The sequence below is a fragment of the Phenylobacterium sp. genome, from assembly GCF_030680185.1.
GTDB lineage: Bacteria > Pseudomonadota > Alphaproteobacteria > Caulobacterales > Caulobacteraceae > Phenylobacterium.
Genome location: NZ_JAUXVZ010000053.1, coordinates 198,290 through 218,012, shown reverse-complemented (window position 1 = coordinate 218,012; position 19,723 = coordinate 198,290). Strand labels below are relative to the sequence as shown.

The following is a 19,723-nucleotide window of genomic DNA, read 5'->3' as shown; positions in this document are numbered from 1 at the left end:
CTCCTGCCTTCACTTATTAGTTGAGCAGCGGCGACCATGCGGGGTCCGACCCGGATTGCGGGTAGGGCGCCGGCCGGACGACGCGACCTGTGACGTCAACGCTCCACAAACGCGAAGGTCCGCCAGGCGTTTCACGCGAGAACATCAAAACTCTGCCATTGGGCGCCCAGGTGGGGCCTTCATCCAGATAGCTGGTGGTGAGAAGGCGCTCACCCGAGCCGTCCGGCCGCATGACGCCGATGTGGAACTGGCCGCCGGCCTGCTTGGTGAAGGCGATAAATTCCCCCGTGGGACTCCAGACCGGGGTCATGTAGCGCCCGCCGCCGCGGGACACCCGCATGGCGCCTGATCCGTCGGCGTTCATCACGTAGATCTGCGGCGAGCCGCCCCGGTCGGAGTTGAAGGTGATCCGCGCCCCGTCCGGCGAGAAGGACGGCGAGGTGTCGATCGACGGGTCGCTGGTCAGGCGGCTGGTGGAGCGGCTGCGCAGGTCCATCACGTGGACGTCGGTGTTGCCGCCCCGTTCGACCGAGAAGGCCACCTTGCTGCCGTCGTGGGAGAAGCGCGGCGCGAACACCATGCCGCTGAAGTTTCCGAGCGCTTCCCGACGGCCGGTTTCCAGGTTGAACAGGTAGATCGACGACCCATCCGGCCGCAGGGCCATATAGGTGATCTCCTGGCTGGTGGAGGAGAACCGGGGCGTCATGACGATATAGGAGCCATCGGTCAGATAGCTGGGATTGGCGCCGTCCTGATCCATGATCGCCAGGCGCTTGACCCGGTCCACCCGGCCGCCGCTCTCGGCGACAAACACCACCCGGGTGTCGAAATAGCCCTTTTCCCCGGTCAGCCGCTCATAGACGGCGTCGGAGATCTTGTGCGCCACGCGGCGCCAGTTTTCCGAGGTCGAGGTGAACTGCATGCCCAGGAGCTGCTGTTCGGAGAAGACGTCCCACAGGCGGAAGTTCACGGTCAGGCGGCCGGTGGCGTCCACCGTCACCTCGCCATTGACCAGGCCCTGGGCGTTGATCGTTTTCCACTCGGCGAAGCGCGGCTGGTAGCGGATATCGAGGTCACGCTCGATGAAGGCGGCCGGGTCGATCGGGCGGAACAGGCCCGAGCGCTCGAGATTGCTGGTGATCACCTGGGCGATCTCGGCGCCGCGCTCGCCGGTGAAGGCCGGCACGGCGACGGGCAACGGCTGGATGTCGCCGCGGTTGACGTCCACCTCAATCTGGGCGCGGGCTGGGCTGGCCAGCGTCGCCGCCGACAGCAGGGCCGCCGTCAGGGCGACGAACAGGGTCCTTAGACGCATGGGCTCGAATGCTCCTTAGTTGTCGGCGCACGCCTGGGCGGCGTTGAAGCTCACGGCGATCTGATCACCGTAGAACTCGCGGGGCAGGGTGGTGAAGGGGGCGGCGCTATAGACCGCGCGAATGGCGCGCTCGGCGGCGGCGCGGACGACGGGGTCCGATGAGGTTTCCTGTCCGCCGGCCCGCACATCGCCGACCACGCGGCCGTCGCTGCCCAGGCGGAAGGTGACGCGGACGCGGACATTGCGCGCGGCCTCGACCTCGCAGTTGGGGTTCCAGCGGCGCTGGAGTTCCTCGGACAGACCCGACATGGCTGCGCCCGAGATGCCGCTGCCGGTGGTGGAACGGGGCTGGGTCGCGGTCTCCGGGCGGCTGGTCCCCTTGGCGGCGGAACTGCGCGACCCCTTCAGGCTGTCGGCCAGGGCGTCCAGATCCAGACCGCTGTCTTTCTTGGCCGGCGCCGCAGCCTTGGGTGCGGGCTTGGGGGCGGGCTGAGGCGGCGCAGGCGTGGGCGCTGGCGCAGGTTTCGGCGTCGGCGCGGGCGCGGGTTTTGGCGTCGGGGTCGGCGCAGGTTTCGGCGTTGGCGCAGGCTTCGGCGGCGGAGCCTTGGGCGCGGGTTGCGGTTGAGGCGCAGGCTGGGGGGCCGGCGCGGGCTGGGGTTCAGGTTGTGGCTCAGGGGCGGCCGCCGGCGCATCCAGGGGCGCGTCGGGCTCTGGCGCCTCGGTCTGGGCGGCCTGATCTTCGGGCCCCTGAACGGCGGGGCGAGGATTGTCAGGGATCGAGCTCACGACCTTGATCGGGACCACCGCCCCGACGGTCAATTCGCGCGCCCAAGGCCAGGGAATCAGGGCTACGCCAACCACGGCGACGTGCAGGATCGCCGAGATTATGAGGGCTGAGCTGAGATTCGACCGCTCATCGCGCATGAGCTGGCCTCAGCGCGCCGTCTGATCCGCGCCCGAAGAGGGGCCGCCGGTTTCGGTGAGCAGGTTGATGGAGGTGAAGCCCGAGCTGGCCAGGGCGGCCATTACCTGGGCGACGGTGGCGTAGGAGGCCCGCCCGTCGGCGCGGACATAGATGGGGCGCTCCGTCGAGCCGTCGGCCATGGCGACCAGCCGCGGCGACAGGCTTTCGAAGGGCGTCTCCTCCTCGTCGATGAACACCGCGCCGTCCGCGCGCACCGAGACGGTCAGGGGTTCGGACTGATCGGGTATGGCGCTGGCCTCGGTCTTGGGCAGTTCGAGGGGAACCCCGACTGTCAGCAGAGGCGCCGAGATCATGAACACGATGAGCAGCACCAGCATCACGTCCACCAGGGGCGTGACGTTGATTTCCGACAGGGCGCCGCGGCGGCTGGACCGCCGTCTGCGTCGGCCGCCGCCGGCCGAATAGGCGTCGTGGGAGGAGAGCGCCATGGGGACTCAGGCCCGGTCGCTCAGCCGCCGCTGGATCGCGGTGGCCAGGTCGTCGGCGAAGCCTTCCAGGCGTCCGGAATAGCGGGCGGCGTCGGAGGAGAACTTGTTGTAGGCGATATAGGCCGGAATCGCGGCGGCCAGGCCGATGGCGGTGGCGAACAGGGCCTCGGCGATGGCGGGCGCCACCACGGTCAGGTTGGTGTTCTGCTGGATGGCGATGGCCTGGAAGGCGTCCATGATCCCCCAGACGGTGCCGAACAGCCCGACGAAGGGCGAGGCCGTCGCCACGATGGCCAGGAGGGGCAGACCCTCCTCAACCCGGGAGGCTTCGCGGGCGATGATGGCGTCCTGCACCCGGTCGATCCGCTGGATCAGGAAGCCGGCCTGGGTGTCGCTGGAAAGACCCTTGGTGCGGGCCTCGCGCCATTCGCGAAGGGCGGCCTGCAGCATGCGGGGCAGGGCGTGGCGGGGGCGCTCGCCGGCTTCGTTGGCGATTTCCTCGAGGGACCGGCCCGAAGAGACCTGGTCCTCGAACGCGTCGGCATGCCGATTGAGGGCGCTGAACCGCAGCAGCTTGTCGATGATCACCGCCCAGGAGAACAGGGAGGCGAGGCCCAGGCCGATCATCACGGCCTTGATGATCCAGTCGGCGCGCATGAACAGCGCGACCATGGAAAAGCTGTCAGCCGTCAAGGTGGCGGAAGCGGCGGGGTCCATGCGGTCTGGGCTCCGTTGGCGAGGGCGGGACTGCGCCCTAGGGTTGGCTTGGAACGTGGCGGTGGCGAACTTAAGGCGCCGATCCATGACGATCACGTCCCTACGCGCGCCAGTGGAACAGCAATAACCTTACCGAACCCTGCCTAACGCCCAGAATGGCTGATCGCTTCGAATCGTTTGCCGACAAGGTGAATCAGCAGACCCACCCCGTCACTTATACGCGCGTTATGCGACGCCGGATCCTGCCGCGTCGGGGGCGAAATAGGGCTCCAGCGCAGCCGCCATGCCGGGTGGCGGCTTGCGGGGCCGGCCATCCAGGCCGATGCAGGCGGCCAGAACCGCGGCCTGGGCGATCAGGGTCTCGCCGCGGACGATCCTCTGGCTGATGAACAGCCGCGGTCCCTTCACCCGGTCATAGGTGGTGCGCACCTGCAGGGCGTCGTCGATCCGGGCCGGGGCTTTGAAGTCGAGCTCCATGCGCACGATGGTGAAGGCCGCCGGCGTCTCCTGGTCCAGCAGCTCGGCGTGGCGCACGCCGGCCAGCCGCAGGAAGTCGGACCGTCCGCGCTCGAAGTAGCGCAGATAATTGCCGTGATAGACGACGCCGGTGAAGTCGGTGTCCTCGTAATAGATCCGCACCGGCAGGACGTGTTCGCGGCCTTCGATCCAGCCGGCGGAGGGTTCGCCTTGGGCGGGCGTCATCGCGTCGGGCCTCCGTCTTACTCGTCGAACAGGGTCGGTTGGCCGGCGCCCGGCGGCTGGGGCGGCGGCGTCAGGCCGAGGTGCGCATAGGCCTTGGCGCAGGCCACCCGGCCCCGGGGCGTGCGCTGGATGAAGCCCTGCTGCATCAGATAGGGCTCGATCACATCCTCGACGGCGTCGCGGGCCTCGGCGCTGGCGTAGGCCAGGGTCTCCACCCCGGCCGGCCCGCCGCCATAGTTGTCGATCAGGGCGCGCAGATAGCGGCGGTCGAGGGAGTCCAGTCCCACCTCGTCCACCTCAAGTCGCGCCAGCCCGCGGCCGGCCGCGCCCTTGTCGATGGCGACCGCGCCCTCGGCGGCGGCGAAGTCGCGCACCCGGCGCAGCAGGCGGCCAGCGACCCTGGGCGTGCCCCGGGCCCGGGCGGCGATCTCGGCTGCGCCGTCCTTGGTCAGGCTGACGCCCATCTTGCCCGCCGCATGGGCCAGCACCTTGATGAGCTCGGCCGGCGTGTAGAATTCCAGGCGGACGGGGATGCCGAAACGGTCGCGCAGTGGCGTGGCCAAGAGGCCGGCCCGCGTCGTCGCCGCGACCAGGGTGAAGGGCGCGAGATCGATGCGGATCGACCGGGCCGAGGGACCCTCGCCGATGATCAGGTCCAGGACGTGGTCCTCCATGGCGGGATAGAGGATCTCCTCAACATTGGCCGCCAGGCGGTGGATCTCGTCGATGAAGAGGACGTCGCCGGCCTCCAGATTTGTCAGGATGGCGGCAAGGTCCCCGGCCTTGGCCAGGACCGGACCCGAGGTGGCGCGGAAGTTCACCCCCATCTCCCGGGCGATGATCTGGGCCAGCGTCGTCTTGCCGAGCCCCGGCGGACCAAACAGCAGGACGTGATCCAGGGTGTCGCCGCGATCCCGGGCGGCCTGGATGAAAATGCGCAGATTGGCCTTGGACTGCTCCTGGCCGACGAATTCCGCGAGCGTCTGGGGGCGATAGGCCCGGTCGGTGCCCTCGGCCGGGGCGGCCTCGCCGCTGACCAGCCGGCTCATCGGCCAAGCTCCTGCAGGGCGGCCTTGATCAGGGCGGCCGCTTGCGCCTCCTCGCCCAGGCGCGCGGCGGCGGCCTCGACCAGGCGCCGGGCCTGGGGCTCAGCGACGCCGAGACCCATCATGGCCGCGACGGCCTCGCCCGAGGCCGAGGGCGCGGGCGCTGGTTCGGCCGCGCCTGCGCCCGGCGCAAAGGCGCTGATCGGCAGGTCGGTGAGGGGCTTGTCCTTCAGCTCGGTGGCGATGCGCAGGGCGAGCTTGGGACCCACCCCTTGCGCGCGGGCGATGGCGGCCTTGTCCTGGCGCCCGGCCGCGGCGGCCAGTTCGGCCGGGGGCAGGACGTCCAGCACGGCGAGCGCGGCCTTGGGACCGACCCCCTGAATCTCCTTGAGGATCAGGAAGGTGCGGCGTTCGTCCCGCGTCAGGAAGCCATAGAGGCGCATGCCCGCCTGCTCGCTCCACTGGGTCTCGATGTGCAGCACCGCCTCTTCGCCGACCGGCGGCAGGCGCGAGAGGGTGCGGGCGCCGCAACGGACCACATAGCCGACGCCAAGCACGTCGATCAGGGCGTCCTCTTCGCCGATCTCGGCGACTGTTCCCCGCAGCCGGCCGATCATCACGCCACCCGCCTCGTGCGCGGGGGGGCGGCCAGGCTGCGCGCCGTGCGGGCGTGCGCATGGGCGATGGCCACGGCCAGGGCGTCGGCGGCGTCGGCGGTGACGCCGCTGGCCGCCGGCAGCAGCCGGGCGATCATGAAGGCCACCTGGTCCTTGTCGGCGCTGCCGGTGCCCACCACCGCCTTCTTGACCACGGTGGCGGCATATTCGGCGACCGGCAGGCCAGCCCGGGCCGGCGCCACCAGGGCCATGGCGCGGGCGTGGCCGAGCTTCAGAGCGGACGCGGCGTTGTTGTTCATGAAGGTCTCCTCCACCGCCGCCTCATCGGGGCCGTGGTCGGCGACAATGGCGCTGATGGCCTCGAACAGGACCAGCAGGCGTTCGGAAAAAGGCAGGGAGTCCTTGGGCGCGATGACCCCGTGGGCCACATGGGCCAGGCGTGCGCCCTCGATGGTGATCACCCCCCAGCCGGTGCGGCGGAGGCCGGGGTCCAGTCCAAGGATTCGCACGGCGGCCATGGGCTCTCTATAGGCGTGTTCGGGGATTGTTCCTACCGGCCGATTAGCCCGCCGCAGGGTTAAGGGGGCTTTAAGCTCCCCCTACAGGCCGCGGATCTTGGTCAGGTTCGGGCGGGGGATCGGGTTCTTGAACGTCCCCTTGGTCTTGGCCTTGTCCCGGGCGAGCTCCGCCCAGGCCGCCGCAAAACCGGCCGGCGTGCGCGCGTCGGCGGGCTGGGTGCGGACGAGGCTGAGCGTCCGGCCCGCGAGCGCCTGGGCGATCACTTCCCAGCCTTCCGCCTCCGGGTCAGCTGCGCCGGATTCGTCCTTCCAGCCGGCCGCTCGCCTGGCCGACATGGTGCGGACGCCCTCGATCAGCAGGGGGTCTGAGAGGTGCAGGGCGACGCCCTCGTCGGCGGGCAGGTCGATCAGGGCCGCCTGCAGGGCGCGGACGCAGAATCCTTCGGCGTCCAGGTCCCGATCGCCGCCGGCGGCGCCGGAAATCGCCTTGCCGTTCTGACGGAGCCAGGCCCAGCCGCCGGTGCGGTAGGGGGCCTGATGATTGGTTTCGATCCAGATGCGCAGGGTCATGAGGGCGCGGCTTCTAGCACCTGAGGCCCGCGCCTGTCGCCTGTGTCAGTTTTTTTGGCGGCAGGCTCAGCCGGCGTAGGTCTCGAGATCCTCGTCGGAGATGTCGTAGTTGCCATAGACGTTCTGGACGTCGTCATCGTCCTCCAGGGCGTCGATCAGCTTCATCAGCGTGGCGACCGGTTCGCCCTCCACCGGCGTCAGGGTCTTAGGCCGCCAGGCGATGGCGGTGGACTTGGGTTCGCCCAGCGCGGCTTCCAGGGTCTGGGCTACGTCGGAGAGGTCTTCGAAGGCGGTGTAGATGGTATGGGTGTCCTCGTCGGACTCCACGTCCTCGGCGCCGGCCTCGATGGCGGCTTCCATGATCTTGTCTTCCGAGCCGACGCTGGCCGGATAGACGATCTGGCCCACCCGGTCGAACATGAAGGAGACGGCGCCCGTCTCCCCCAGATTGCCGCCGTTCTTGGAGAAGATGGCCCGCACATTGGCCGCCGCCCGATTGCGATTATCGGTCAGGGCCTCGACGATCAGGCCCACCCCGCCGGGGCCAAAGCCCTCATAGCGGATTTCCTCATAGGCCTCGGCGTCGGCGCCGGACGCCTTCTTGATCGCCCGGTCGATATTGTCCTTGGGCATGGACTCGGCCTTGGCGTTGGCCACGGCCAGGCGCAGGCGGGAGTTCATCGCCGGATCGGGCATGCCCGACTTGGCGGCCACGGTGATCTCGCGGCTGAGCTTGGAGAACAGCTTGGACCGCACCGCATCGGCGCGGCCCTTGCGGTGCATGATGTTCTTGAACTTTGAATGTCCGGCCATGGGCGGTCCTGGAGGTCTTGGTCTGGTCTAGAAGCGATGGAGCGCCGCTTCTAGCGCTCGCCGGGGCGCAAGGCAAAACCCTCGCGCCCCATTGAGGATGGCACCTATCGGGGCCCGCCGCGCTTGCCGACGGGGTGCGACGACGACAGGCCGCCGTCGACGGCGATGGCCTGGCCGTTCACATAGGAGGCCTCGTCGCTGGCCAGGAACAGGGCCATGTGGGCGATTTCGTCGGGGACGCCGGCGCGCTTCAGCGGATTGAGCTGGCCGATCCTGTCCTCGCTGCCGCGGGACCGGGCGTAGTCGAACACGCTCTGCGTCATGCCGGTCTCGATCAGGCCGGGGCAGACGGCGTTGACCCGCACGCCCGTGCCATAGAGTTCGTTGGCCGCGGTGGTCGCCAGGTTGATGACGCCGGCCTTGGAGGCCGAATAGGAGGCCGGGCCCGCGCCCGACCGGATGCCGGCCACCGAAGCGGTGCAGACGATGGAGCCCTTGCCCTTGGGGATCATCACCTTGCTGGCGTGCTTGATGGCCAGGAAGGGGCCGATCAGGTTGATTCGCAGCACTTCGGTCCAGATTTCCGGCGTCAGCTCGAAGAAGGGCGTCGGCCCGCCGGTGATCCCGGCATTGGCGTAGACCGCGTCCAGGCCGCCAAACTCATCCACCGCCCGCTGGATGTAGGAGACCACGAAGGCCTCGTCGCCCGCGTCGCCGGTCATGGCCACCGCCTGGCCGCCATGGGCCTGGATGGAGGCGGCGGTCTCTTCAACCGCGTCAGCCCGGTCGACGCAGACGACCCGGGCGCCCTCCTTGGCGAAAAGCAGGGCGCTGGCCCGGCCGATGCCGCTGGCCGCGCCGGTGACCACGGCCGAAAAGCCTGCGAGACGTCCCATGAAATTCTCCTGCGAAAAGGGCTCAGCGCGCCCGGTCGGCGGCGGCGACAATGGCGTCGATAATGGTGTCGTAGAGGGCTTCGGGCAGGTCATGGCCCATGCCCGGAATGATGCGCAGCTCCGCGCCCGGGATCGCCCGGGCGGTGGCCTCGCCGCCGGCCTTGGGGATCAGGGGGTCGACCTCGCCGTGCAGGACGACGGTGGGGATGTCCAGCTTCGCCAGCTTCTCGGTGCGATCGCCGCTGGCGCCGATGGCGCCGCGCTGGCGCTGCACGCCCTTGGGATTATAGGCCCGGCGCATTTCCGACAGCACGCGTTCGCGCAGGGCTTCGTCGGTCCAGGGATAGGCGGGGCTGCCGATGGTCCGGGCGTTCTTCATGCCATGGGCGACGAAGGCCTCTTCATCGACGGTCGGATCGGGGGCGACCTGGGTGAGCACGGCGGCGGCCTCGGGCGTGGAGTCCATGCTGCCGGGGGCGCCGGTGGCCGACATGATCGAGGTCAGCGACAGGGCCCGGTCAGGGTGCTCGATGGCGAAGGTCTGGGCGATCATGCCGCCCATAGAGACGCCGACGATGTGCGCCTTGTCGATCTTCAGGTGATCCAGCAGGCCCGCGGCGTCGGCGGCCATGTCCGACAGGGTGTAGCGGTCGCCGGACTGAAACCAGGTGGAGCGGCCCACATCGCGGTTGTCGAACCGGATGGCCCGGTAGCCGCGGGCGACCAGCTTGTCGCAGAAGGGAACGGGCCAGCGGGTCATCTGCGACCCCAGGCCGTTGATCAGCAGGACGGCCGGCGCATCGCCCGGTCCGAAGGTCTCGTACTCGATCTCGATGCCATTGACGGCGGCGCGGGGCATGGCGGCCTCCCGGTCTGAGAAAGGGAATGTGGACGGCGCAGGCCAGGCCCGCGCCGTCCGATCATGGGGCGATCAGGGGACCAGCACCACCCGGCCGACAGCCTGGCGGCTCTCGATATAGGCGTGAGCGCCGGCGGCGTCCGACAGGGGGAATTCCTTGTCGATGATCACTTCCAGTTCGCCGCGGGCGGCGTCCTCGATCAGTTGCTGGATGTTGTTATGCACTCGGTCGGTGCCGATCTCGGCGCCCAGGAAGACGCCGGACAGGGCGCGGTTGCCGCCCATCATCGTGCCCACGTCGACCACCATGGGCTCGCGGCCGGCTGCGCCGACCATCGAGACCCGGCCGCGATAGGCCAGCGAATTGATCGAGCCCTGCAGGGTCGAGCCGCCGACGGAATCGACGACCACGTCGACGCCCTTGTTGTCGGTCAGGCGCTTGACCTCCTTCACCACGTCGTCGCGGGTGTAGTTGATGCCGTGGTCGAGGCCGAGGCGCTTGAGCTTCTCCAGCCGCTCGTCCGACGAGGCCGTGGCCAGGATGAGGCCCGCGCCGGCCCGCTTGGCCAGCTGGATGGCGGCGACGCCGACGCCGGACGCGCCGGCCTGCACCAGGACGGTTTCGCCCTTCTTCATGCGGCCGAACTCGAACAGGCAGTCATGGGCCGTGCCGAAGGTGACGGGGATCGCGGCGGCCTTGCGCAGGTCGAAGCCGTCGGGAACGGGCCAGCAGTTGCGCGCGGGAACCGAGCGCAGCTCGGCGTGGCTGCCCCAGTTGTTCACGGTCGCGACCTTCTGGCCGACCTTCACATTGGTGACCTGCTCGCCGATCTCGATGATCTCGCCGGCGGCTTGATAGCCGACCACGTGCGGGTTGGTCATCAGCGGGCCGCGCCAGCGGTTCAGCGTGTCGCCGCCCTCGATGGCGATGGCTTCCACACGGATGATCACCCCCTTGGGGTGGCAGGCCGGGTCCGGGATTTCCTCATATTTCAGGACCTCGGGACCACCGTTCTCGTAATAGACCGCAGCCTTCATGGCCGTCTCCCTAATGACTTAAAACAAACGTTTGACGCCAAGCCTTCCCATGACGAGGCGGCGTTCGCAAGGCGCCGGACGCACGGCCCGCGCCATGCCTAGTCCGTTTGGATCATGCGACGCCCCGCCGCAGGGCGCAGGAAAGGGGCGACACGCCTCGTTCCACTGACCCCAAGGCCATTCCCCCATGCGCCGCGCGTTCCGCCGCCGCCCCCCGGGCCTGAGCGCCCTCTGTTTCGCCGGCCTTCTGGCAATGCCGTTCGGCGGCCCGGCCGCGAGTCAGTCCGATCCTTTCGGCGCTCTCTACACCCCGCCGCCGGGGACGACGCCCGCCCAGGACGCCTCGTCGGGACGCACCGGCTCGACCTCGGTCAGCGGCGCGGTGGGACGCTCCTATGTCGGCGCCGAATCCGGCGGCCAGGTCAGCCTGGCCCAGCTCGACATGATGCCGGCCACGGCGCCGCCCCTGCCGGTGGCGCTGCAGGGCCAATCCACCCGCTATCTGGCCAACCGGCCGAAGATCGCCATTCCGGGCTACACCCTGGCCTTCGTCCAGGGCGCCAGCGCCAGCGCCTTTGGTGGCGGGGCTGGCCTCGACACCAGCCAGCGGCGGACCCAGATCGCCACCCGTCTGATCGGCGTGACCGACGAGATGGCCCGCGACCTGGCCGACGAGGCCTATGCCGACCTGGTGCGCCAGCTCGAGGCGGCCGGGTTCGAGGTGGTCGATCCGGCGGCCCAACAGGCGTCTGAGCAGATGCAGGGCCTCGCCCGATATGAGGCGCCTGTGGGCGGCCAGGGAATCATCGACAGCCGCGCCACCAAGGCCTGGGTCGTCTATGGCCCTCGCCACCTGCCGCCGATCAAGGGACACGCCTTCGAGACCGGAATGGGCGCAGTGGCGGCGTCGGGGGCGCTGATGCGGTTCGGCCGCGCCAGTCGCGACCTGGACGCCATCATCATCTCACCGCGCCTGCTCATCGACTATATCGACATGGAGAGCACGGGCCGGCGCACCTACAGCGGCTCGGCCTCGGTGGACGCCGAGCTCCGCTTCGGGATCAATCCGAAGTCGCAGGTGGATTTCGTCTGGGGGAACAACAGCGGCGGCGCCATGCCCGGCTGGTTCACCACCAAGGGCGCCTTCACCCCACAGCCCTTCGGCATCCTGGCCCAGACCGCCGACCGGTCGGACTCCATCGCCACCCATAACGCCCTGGTCAGCGTCGGCTTCGGTTCGATCTATCGCCAGAGCCTCGTCTACGACGCCGAGGTCTCGCCCAAGCGCTACGCCGCCCTCAGCCGCGCCGCCATCCAGGGCTTCAACGCCGCCCTGGTGGCCGAGATTCGCAAGGCGCGCGGCCAATGATCTTTCCCGCCACCTTCTGTCCTATGGAGACCTGAACCATGAAGCGCTTGATCTGCGCCACGGCCGCCCTGGCGCTGGCCGCCGGTGCCGCGGTCGCCCAGACCCCGGACGTCGCCACCCTGCCGCCGGCGCCGGCCGAAAGCCTGCCGCCTGTCGCCGCGCCCGCCGTCCTGCCGGCTGCGCCGATGGTCGACCCCAGCGTCTACCAGGTGCTGCGTCCCGGCGACCGGGCCATGAGCTGCGAGCAGATCGGGGCTGAGGCCAATACGCTGAACGCCCAGCTGATGGCCGAGCAGGCCGAAGCCGCCAAGGAGGCCCAGCGCGCCAAGCAGGGCCGGGGCATGGCCGGCGGCCTGGCCAGCGGCGTCCTGGGCGGCGCAGCCCGTTACGGGCTGGCCCGCGGCATGGTGGGTGGGGCCTTCAGCCCCTTCGCCGCCCAGGCGCTGAGCGCGGTGGCCGACTCCAGCTCCCAGGCTGTAGGCCAGGCCGTCGCCGCCGGCGGCGAGGTCGCCGCGCCCACCGTCTCGCCCCAGCAGCAGCGCATGAACCACTTGCTGGGCCTCTACCGGGAAAAAGCCTGTTAGGAGCGTCGCATCCCTTGCTGTGACGTAGCCGGGCTTGGGGGAGTACCGGCCTCATCCTGATGGAGGAGAGCGTGGCCTTGGCTGCGCTCTCTTTCGTTCCGGGCGTTGGGCGTCCGATCGCTAGCCTTCCCCTACGGCGCCTTTTCTAGAAGCGGCCCATTGATCGCGGCCTCCCCGCCGCGCCCGCATTCATTCGAGGAATTGCCCGTGGACGACGCCGCGCACGTGCGCCTGTACGATTTCGACGAATCCCTGCCCCTGAGCCCCGCCGGCCCGCGCCTGTGGGATTCGCGGATCGACAAGCGCTACTGGAACATGATCGGCCCCTGGGGCGGATGGACCGCCGCCCTGCTGCTGAAGGCCGTGCTGGCCGAAAGCGACCACGGGGGCACGCCGGTGGGCCTGACGGTCAATCTGATGGGCGGCCTGGACGACAGCCCGCTGCAGCTCTCCACCCGGCCGGCCCGGCAGGGCAAGTCGGTGGAATTCTGGACCTCCGAGCTCATCCAGAACGGCGCCCCGGTGGCCATGGCCATGGTGACGCTCGGCCAGCGGCGGGAGACCTTTTCCACCCATGAGGCGAGCTTCCCCGAGGGCGTGAAGGCGCCAGAGGATATCGAGAGCATCCCCACCCGCCCGGGTTTCTTCACCGCCATGTTCGAGCAGCGCGCCGTCCAGGGTTCGGCGCCGCTGCAGGAGAACCCCGACAGCCTGACCCGCAACTGGATGCGCGACCATCAGTCGAGGCCGCTGGACTATGTGCTGCTGGCGGGCTTGGCCGACGTCTTCGCCCCGCGGATCTTCTATCGCAGCGCCGAGCGGCGGCCGGCCTCGACGGTGAGCATGAGCGTCTATTTCCACGCCACCCCGGCGGAGCTGGAGGCGGTGGGCGGCGACTTCATCCTGGGCGAGGCCAAGGGGCGCCGGTTCGAGAGCGGCTTCTTCGATCAGCACGGGGCGCTCTGGTCCCGCGACGGCGTGCTGCTGGCCACTACCGAACAGCTCTGCTGGTTCAAGTAGGGGCTCTTTCTACCGTCATGGTCGGGCTTGATCCGACCATTCATGACACGGGATTGGCCGTGGTGTGCATGGACCCTCGGGTCAAGCCGAGGGTGACGAATGGGGTAATGGCTCTTCCTCAGGCCTTGCGGACTAGGCCGGCCATGTCCGGGGCTAGGCGGCCGACGGCGTTGCGGGTGTCGATGACCAGGGGGACGGCCGTCGTCAGGGCGGCGTAGTCCACCATGTCGTGGTCGGTGCAGATGACGGCGCAGTCATAGGTCGCCAGGTCGGCCTCGTCCCAGCCGATGGAGGCCATGCCGGCCACCTCCGGGTGCTCGCCGTTATCGTGCACGACCGGAATGTGCGGGTCGTAATAGTCGACCAGGGCGCCGCGCTCGCGCAGCAGGCGGATCACATGCAGCGAGGGACTCTCGCGCATGTCGTCGACATTCTTCTTGTACGCCAGCCCGACGACCAGGATGCGGGCGCCGCGTACCGCCTTGCCCTCGCGGCTGGACAGGGCCTCGGACACCGCCTCCACGACCCGGCGCGGCAGGGCGGCGACCACGTCGCCGGCCAGTTCGATGAAGCGAGTCGCCTCGCCGTGGGCGCGGGCCTTCCAGGTCAGGTAGAAGGGGTCGATGGCGATGCAGTGCCCGCCCAGTCCCGGCCCCGGGTAGAAGGGCATGTAGCCGAAGGGCTTGGTCTTGGCCGCATCGATCACCTCCCAGATGTCGATGTCCATGCTCTCGAAGACGACCTTGAGCTCGTTGACCAGGGCGATATTGACCAGGCGGAAGATGTTCTCGGTCAGCTTGACCGCCTCGGCGGTCTTCAGGTCGCTGACCGGCACTACCTGGGTCAGCGGCGAATAGACGGCGATGGCCATCCGACGTTCGGCCTCGGTGTCGGCCCCGACCACCTTGGGGATTGTGGTGGCCCCGAAGTCGATATTGCCGGGATCTTCCCGCTCGGGGCTGTAGGCGATGGCGAAGTCGGTCCCCGATTTCAGGCCGGTGGCGGCCTCCAGGATCGGTCGGATCAGTTCCTCGCTGGTGCCGGGATAGGTGGTGGATTCCAGCACCACCAGCTGACCCCGGCGCAGATGCCGCGAAATCGTCTTCGCACAGTCGGCCACATAGGAAAGGTCCGGCTCCCGGTGGACGTTCAGCGGGGTGGGCACGCACATCAGCAGGGCGTCGGCGGCGGCCAGGCGCGCCTCATCGGTGGTGGCCTCCAGCCGTCCGGTGGCGCCCATGGCCGCGACCCGGCCGTCGGAGATGTGCTTGATATAGCTGCGCCCGGCCTGCAGGGCCGCGACCTTGGCGGCGTCCGGGTCATAGGCCAGAACCCGGAACCCCTTGCCGATGAAGCCCTCAGCCAGGGGCAGGCCCACATAGCCGAGGCCGATGACGCCGATGATCAGGTCCCGCGAGTCTGCGCGGGCCTCGAAGGCGGCGGCCATCTGGTCCGGGCTCGGACGGTCTCCGTCCAGGGCGGGTCCGCTCATGCGTTGCGACCAGCGAAGGCGCGGACCGCGGCGATGATCTGATCCTGCACGTCGGCCTCCAGATAGGGGTGCATGGGCAGGCTGATGACCCGCTCGGCCGCCGCCATCGTCGCCGGCAAGCCGCCCGGCCCCACAGGATAGCCGGAATAGACCCCCTGCTTGTGGATCGGGATCGGATAATAGACCGCGGTGGGGATTTCGGCGGCCTTCAGATACGCGGCCAGACCGTCGCGGTCGTCGGTCTCGATGGTGTACTGCGCCCAGACCGAGACGCCGCCGTCGATCACCGGGGGTGTGCGCACCACGTCGGAGAGGCCCTGGGCGTAGCGGTCGGCCACGCGGTTCCGCGCCTCGATCTCGTCGGCGAATATGGAGAGCTTCTGCAGCAGGACGGCGGCCTGGACCGTGTCCATCCGCGCGTTCATGCCGATCCGCATGTTCAGATACTTGGGATCGTGGTCGAAGGTGCGGCCCTCGAGGTCGGACTTCACCGCCTGGCCGTGCACGCGCAGAGAGACCAAAAGGTCGTGCAGGCGCGCGTCCTTGCAGAGAACCGCCCCGCCGTCGCCGTAGCAGCCCAGCGGCTTGGCCGGGAAGAAGCTGGTGGTGGCCACATCGGCCCAATGCAGCGGGTGATGGCCATTCAGGGTGCAGCCGAAGCCTTGCGCGGAATCGGCGATCAGCTTCAGGCCGTGCTTGCGGCAGACCGCGCTGATCGCCGGATAGTCGGCGGGCTGGCCGAACAGGTCGACAGCGATCACCGCCTTGGGCGTCAGCTGGCCTTCGGCCTTCACCGCGGCGATGGCCGCGTCCAGGTGGGCGGCGTCCATATTGTAGGTGTCGGGCAGGATGTCGACGAAGACCGGCGAGGCGCCCACCAGGGGCACGACCTCAGCGGTGGCCGCAAAGGTGAACGAGGGGCAGAAGACCGCGTCCCCGGGGCCAATCCCCCAGGCCATCAGCGGCAGGATCAGCGCCTCGGTGCCCGAGCCGCAGGACAGCACATGCGGCGCCTGGCCGAATTCGCCGAGGGCCGCCTCGAAAGCTGTGACCTGCGGTCCCATGACATAGGCGCCCGAGCGCACCACCTCGAGGATGGCGGCTTCCAGCGGTTCGCCGAGGCGCTTGCGCTGGGCCTGCAGGTCAATGAACGGAATCGGCATGGCGTTACTCGCGGGTCTTTAGGCGGCGGTACATGCCACGGCCCCCGAGGTCACGCCAAACACGGATGTTTTCGCAAGGTTTCGCCGCGCCGGCGCGGTCCGGCGCGGCTTGGCCTTGCGATCAGATCTGCCGGGCGCGGCCTTCCCAATAGGGGGCGCGGACCTTGTTGCGCTGGATCTTGCCGGCTTCGCTGCGGGGCAGCTCGGTGACGAAGTCCAGGCTGCGCGGGACCTTGAAGCCGGGCAGGGCCTTGCGGGCGAAGTCGAGGATTTCGTGGGCCAGGTCGTCGCTGGGCTCGTAGCCTTCATTGAGCATGATGACCGCCTTCACCTGCTCGCCCCATTCGGCGTGCGGGATGCCGACGGTGGAGGAGTCGGCGACGGCCGGGTGCTTGATCAGCTCGTTGTCGATTTCCTGCGGGTAGATGTTCACGCCGCCCGAGATGATGGTCTCGGCGCTGCGCCCGGTGAGGAAGAGGTAGTCGTCCTCATCGAAATAGCCGACGTCGCCCATGGTGAAGAAGTCGCCGACCCGGGAGGCCTGGGTCTTGGCTTCGTCCTTGTAGTACTGGAAGCCGCCGCCGGGGGGCAGCTGGTGATAGATGGTGCCGGGCACGCCGTTGGGGCAGTCATTGCCCTGTTCGTCGATGATGCGGACCTGCAGCATGGCCGGGCGCTTGCCGACGGAGCCGGGCTTTTTCAGCCACTCCTCGGAATTGATGGTGAAGCCTGCGCCGCCTTCGGAGCCGGCATAGTACTCGCTGAGCACCGGGCCGAACCACTCGATCATGGCCTGCTTGACCTCGGGCGGGCAGGGCGCCGCGCCGTGGACGATGTAGCGGACGTGGTCGACGGGGTATTTGGCCTTCACCTCGGCCGGCAGATCCAGCAGGCGCTGGAACATGATCGGCACCATGTGCAGGTGGGTGACCTTCTGCTCGCTGATGGTGCGCAGGACCTGTTCTGAATCCCACTTGTCCATGAAGATCAGGGTCGAGCCCGTGCCCATGGCGGCGCGGACATCGAAGGCCAGCGGGGCGGCGTGATAGGCCGGGCCTGCGCAGAGCTGGATCGAGGTGTCGTCGTAGCCGCGGCCGGCCAGGATGCTCGCAGGCGTGACCGCGGCGACGGGGCGGAAGACGCCCTTCGGCCGACCGGTGGTGCCCGAGGTGTACATCATCTGGTTGCCCAGGACGGGGTCTTCGATGTCGGAGCCGTCCAGATCGGCCAGGGCCGCGTCATACTCGACAAAGCCGTCGATGGCGCCGCCGACCGACAGCTTCAGGGTGGCGTTAGGGCAGTTGCCGGCGGCCTCGGCCATCACCGCCACGCGGGCGTCGCCGACCAGCACCTTGGCTTCGCAATCGTTGATGATGTAGGCGATTTCGTCGGCGTTCAGGTGCCAGTTGACCGGCGTGATGCGGACGCCCGCCCGCATGGTGGCGGCCAGGACTTCAATGAATTCAGCGCGGTTGGAGCAGACCAGGGCCAGGCTGTCGCCGGGCTTCACGCCGTGCTGACGGAAGAGGCGGGCCAGCCGATTGGCGTTGGCGTTGACCTCGGCGAAGGTCCGCGTCCGGCCGTAGGGGTCGATGACCGCGGGCTTGTCGGGCTGGACATCGGCCCAGACGGCCATGGTCATGCCGTTGATCGCCGCCTGATCCAGGCGTTCTTCCAGGCCGACGCGCTCTTTCAAATCTTCCATCAAATTCCTCCCGGCGCCTGCTGTCCGAAGCTTCGGGACGCAGGTCGCATCTGATTATCGTTGCGGACGGCCGTTCACCGGAGGGGCGCAGACGCAATATGCCTGCCCGCCCGCCGAACCGTCATCGGCGCTCACAATGACAGCGGAATTCCGCAACGACAACGCCCGCCCGATCCGAACTTGGGCCGGATTGAGCGGGCGAGGGGAGATGCGTCAGGGCCTAGAAGGTGCGCTCGGCCCAGCGGGTGACGAAGTAGCCGGCGGTGGCCGAGGCGCCGGTCAGCACCGTGCCCCAGGCGATGTCGGCGAGCGTGATGTGGGTCGCCCAGACCTTCAGGGTCGCCTGATTGGTCAGGTCGTAGGTGGCGTAGCAGAGGAAGCCGAGGATGGCGCCGGTGGTCAGCGCCTGGGTCCAGACGCCGTCGCGCACCGCCGGGCTGACCGCCAGGATCATGATCCCGGCGATGTAGATCAGATAGAAGGCAATGGCCGGCGGCAGGGAAAACTGGTCGGCCAGCACCGCATTAAGGGTCGGTCGATAGAGCTTTGGTCCCGCCGTGGTCAGCCAGACCGCGTCGATGAGGGCGAAGGCCAGGCCCGTGCCCAGATAGCCGATGACGTATTTCAGCATGGTCTTATCCTTCAGGCCGAGGGTTTCAGGCGATAGTGGCTGACGCCCCATTCCTGCCCGTCCCGGTGGCCGAACAGGCCGGCCGTGGCCAGGAAGAACAGCCGCCAGCGGCGGCGCCACAGGGGCGCCGCATCCCCATAGACCTCGGCGAGCACTTCGCGCAGGGCGGCGTCATGGCGGTCGAAGCTCTCCAGCCAGTGGAGGGCCGTGCGCTCATAGTGCTGGCCCGACCAGCGCCAGTCGGCCTCGACCTCGAACAGGTCGGGAAACTGGGCCATCAGCCCGTGGCTCGGCATCACGCCGCCGGAGAAGAAGTGCTGGGCGATCCAGTCGGCCTCGTCCTCGACATCGAAACGATAGGGCGTGGTCCGGTGGGTGAAGACGTGGATGAAGGCCCGGCCGTCCGGCTTCAGCCAGCCCCGCACCCGGGTCAGCAGGGCGCGCCAGTTGGCCATGTGCTCGAACATCTCCACCGAGACGACGCGGTCGAATCGGCCAGGGGCCTCAAAGACGTTCATGTCGGCGGTCAGCACCGTGATGTTGGTCAGGCCAAGGGCGGCGGCCCGGCCGCGAATGAATTCCCCCTGGCTGGCGGAATTCGACACCGCCGTGATCCTGGCGTTCGGCAGGGCGCGGGCCATCCAGAGGGTGAGGGAGCCCCAGCCGCAGCCCAGCTCCAGAATCTCCTGGCCATCGGCCAGTCCCGCATGCTCGGCGGTTTCGGACAGGGCGTTCTCCTCGGCCGCCGCCAGGTCCTCGACGCCGCGGCCATAGAGGCAGGAGGAATACTTTAGCTGCGGTCCAAGGACCTTCTCGAAGAAGGCGGCCGGCAGTTCGTAGTGTTGGTCGTTGGCTGCGGCGGCGTGCTCGGCGATGGGCCGCTGGGCCATTTCCTGGGCGAAGGCGGTTTCAGCGTCCGGCCCGGACTGACCCAGTTGCCGACGGGCGTTGGCCACCAGCAGTTCGATCGCCGCCCGGCGCATGATATCGGGGATGGGCGCGCCCTCGAAGGCCTGGACGGTCGAACTGATGAAACTCACGGGCGATGCTCCTGGCTACGGGGGTTCGGGCCCGGGGGTAGAAGCGGAACCCTCAAGCCAAACCTTCCCTTGATTACGCGCAAGGCGGAGGTTCGGATGCGCCGTTCCGGCTGCATCCGATGGCGCATTCGCGCCGTATCGCCTCTCGCCGGGACGCACCGTGGCGTCACCGACGAGAGATTGGAGTTCCCGTGGGCGTAGAGAGCACTTCCAGG

At 68.8% G+C, this 19,723-nt stretch carries 21 protein-coding genes; 3 read left to right on the top strand and 18 right to left on the bottom strand.

Going from position 1 to position 19,723, the window contains the following annotated elements; all coding sequences use genetic code 11:
* Positions 1–16: 16 nt before the first annotated feature.
* The 13 genes from tolB to Q8L83_RS13100 form a co-directional block, all read right to left on the bottom strand.
* On the bottom strand, positions 17–1,315 hold the full coding sequence (tolB, locus tag Q8L83_RS13160; protein ID WP_305287641.1) for a Tol-Pal system beta propeller repeat protein TolB: 1,299 nt from the start codon (positions 1,313–1,315) through the stop codon (positions 17–19).
* Between the two features lie 15 nt (positions 1,316–1,330).
* Positions 1,331–2,134: an energy transducer TonB gene (locus Q8L83_RS13155; protein ID WP_305287639.1), complete on the bottom strand. Its 804-nt coding sequence runs from the start codon at positions 2,132–2,134 to the stop codon at positions 1,331–1,333.
* 114 nt (positions 2,135–2,248) lie between these two features.
* Positions 2,249–2,728 (bottom strand): biopolymer transporter ExbD, encoded by a 480-nt coding sequence (locus Q8L83_RS13150; protein ID WP_305287637.1) that lies wholly within the window; start codon positions 2,726–2,728, stop codon positions 2,249–2,251.
* Between the two features lie 6 nt (positions 2,729–2,734).
* The gene (gene tolQ, locus Q8L83_RS13145; RefSeq protein WP_305287635.1) at positions 2,735–3,445 is read right to left on the bottom strand and encodes a protein TolQ; all 711 of its coding nucleotides are present in this window, start codon (positions 3,443–3,445) and stop codon (positions 2,735–2,737) included.
* 225 nt (positions 3,446–3,670) lie between these two features.
* Entirely contained in the window at positions 3,671–4,147 is a 477-nt protein-coding gene (ybgC, locus tag Q8L83_RS13140; RefSeq protein ID WP_305287633.1) for a tol-pal system-associated acyl-CoA thioesterase, read from the bottom strand.
* Between the two features lie 17 nt (positions 4,148–4,164).
* Positions 4,165–5,196 (bottom strand): Holliday junction branch migration DNA helicase RuvB, encoded by a 1,032-nt coding sequence (gene ruvB, locus Q8L83_RS13135; protein ID WP_305287631.1) that lies wholly within the window; start codon positions 5,194–5,196, stop codon positions 4,165–4,167.
* Positions 5,193–5,810: a Holliday junction branch migration protein RuvA gene (gene ruvA, locus Q8L83_RS13130; protein ID WP_305287684.1), complete on the bottom strand. Its 618-nt coding sequence runs from the start codon at positions 5,808–5,810 to the stop codon at positions 5,193–5,195. The genes ruvB and ruvA overlap by 4 nt, the downstream gene beginning before the upstream one ends.
* On the bottom strand, positions 5,810–6,328 hold the full coding sequence (gene ruvC, locus Q8L83_RS13125; RefSeq protein ID WP_305287629.1) for a crossover junction endodeoxyribonuclease RuvC: 519 nt from the start codon (positions 6,326–6,328) through the stop codon (positions 5,810–5,812). The genes ruvA and ruvC overlap by 1 nt, the downstream gene beginning before the upstream one ends.
* An 81-nt stretch (positions 6,329–6,409) precedes the next feature.
* A complete protein-coding gene (locus Q8L83_RS13120; protein WP_305287627.1) occupies positions 6,410–6,898 on the bottom strand; it encodes a hypothetical protein in 489 nt (162 codons plus the stop codon).
* 66 nt (positions 6,899–6,964) lie between these two features.
* The gene (locus Q8L83_RS13115) at positions 6,965–7,711 is read right to left on the bottom strand and encodes a YebC/PmpR family DNA-binding transcriptional regulator (protein ID WP_305287625.1); all 747 of its coding nucleotides are present in this window, start codon (positions 7,709–7,711) and stop codon (positions 6,965–6,967) included.
* A gap of 104 nt (positions 7,712–7,815) precedes the next feature.
* Positions 7,816–8,607, bottom strand: coding sequence for an SDR family NAD(P)-dependent oxidoreductase (locus Q8L83_RS13110; RefSeq protein ID WP_305287624.1), 792 nt, complete (start codon positions 8,605–8,607; stop codon positions 7,816–7,818).
* A 22-nt stretch (positions 8,608–8,629) separates the two neighbouring features.
* Complete coding sequence (locus Q8L83_RS13105) at positions 8,630–9,466, bottom strand: alpha/beta fold hydrolase (RefSeq protein WP_305287622.1); 837 nt, start codon at positions 9,464–9,466, stop codon at positions 8,630–8,632.
* 72 nt (positions 9,467–9,538) lie between these two features.
* Positions 9,539–10,504 (bottom strand): zinc-binding alcohol dehydrogenase family protein, encoded by a 966-nt coding sequence (locus tag Q8L83_RS13100; protein WP_305287620.1) that lies wholly within the window; start codon positions 10,502–10,504, stop codon positions 9,539–9,541.
* A gap of 187 nt (positions 10,505–10,691) precedes the next feature.
* Between Q8L83_RS13100 and Q8L83_RS13095 the strand changes: the two genes are divergently transcribed.
* The 3 genes from Q8L83_RS13095 (at position 10,692) to Q8L83_RS13085 (ending at position 13,477) form a co-directional block, all read left to right on the top strand.
* Positions 10,692–11,873: a hypothetical protein gene (locus tag Q8L83_RS13095; RefSeq protein ID WP_305287618.1), complete on the top strand. Its 1,182-nt coding sequence runs from the start codon at positions 10,692–10,694 to the stop codon at positions 11,871–11,873.
* A gap of 38 nt (positions 11,874–11,911) precedes the next feature.
* Positions 11,912–12,457: a hypothetical protein gene (locus Q8L83_RS13090; RefSeq protein WP_305287616.1), complete on the top strand. Its 546-nt coding sequence runs from the start codon at positions 11,912–11,914 to the stop codon at positions 12,455–12,457.
* A 207-nt stretch (positions 12,458–12,664) separates the two neighbouring features.
* Entirely contained in the window at positions 12,665–13,477 is an 813-nt protein-coding gene (locus Q8L83_RS13085) for a thioesterase family protein (RefSeq protein WP_305287614.1), read from the top strand.
* Between the two features lie 118 nt (positions 13,478–13,595).
* On the opposite strand, the gene Q8L83_RS13080 is transcribed toward Q8L83_RS13085, so the two are convergent.
* The 5 genes from Q8L83_RS13080 to Q8L83_RS13060 form a co-directional block, all read right to left on the bottom strand.
* Complete coding sequence (locus Q8L83_RS13080) at positions 13,596–14,969, bottom strand: nucleotide sugar dehydrogenase (protein WP_305287612.1); 1,374 nt, start codon at positions 14,967–14,969, stop codon at positions 13,596–13,598.
* Positions 14,966–16,132, bottom strand: coding sequence for a DegT/DnrJ/EryC1/StrS aminotransferase family protein (locus Q8L83_RS13075; RefSeq protein WP_305287611.1), 1,167 nt, complete (start codon positions 16,130–16,132; stop codon positions 14,966–14,968). The genes Q8L83_RS13080 and Q8L83_RS13075 overlap by 4 nt, the downstream gene beginning before the upstream one ends.
* Before the next feature lie 121 nt (positions 16,133–16,253).
* Entirely contained in the window at positions 16,254–17,837 is a 1,584-nt protein-coding gene (locus Q8L83_RS13070) for an AMP-binding protein (RefSeq protein ID WP_305287609.1), read from the bottom strand.
* Between the two features lie 220 nt (positions 17,838–18,057).
* A complete protein-coding gene (locus tag Q8L83_RS13065) occupies positions 18,058–18,468 on the bottom strand; it encodes a DUF2177 family protein (RefSeq protein ID WP_305287607.1) in 411 nt (136 codons plus the stop codon).
* A gap of 11 nt (positions 18,469–18,479) precedes the next feature.
* Positions 18,480–19,508, bottom strand: coding sequence for a cyclopropane-fatty-acyl-phospholipid synthase family protein (locus Q8L83_RS13060; RefSeq protein ID WP_305287605.1), 1,029 nt, complete (start codon positions 19,506–19,508; stop codon positions 18,480–18,482).
* Between the last annotated feature and the right edge of the window lie 215 nt (positions 19,509–19,723).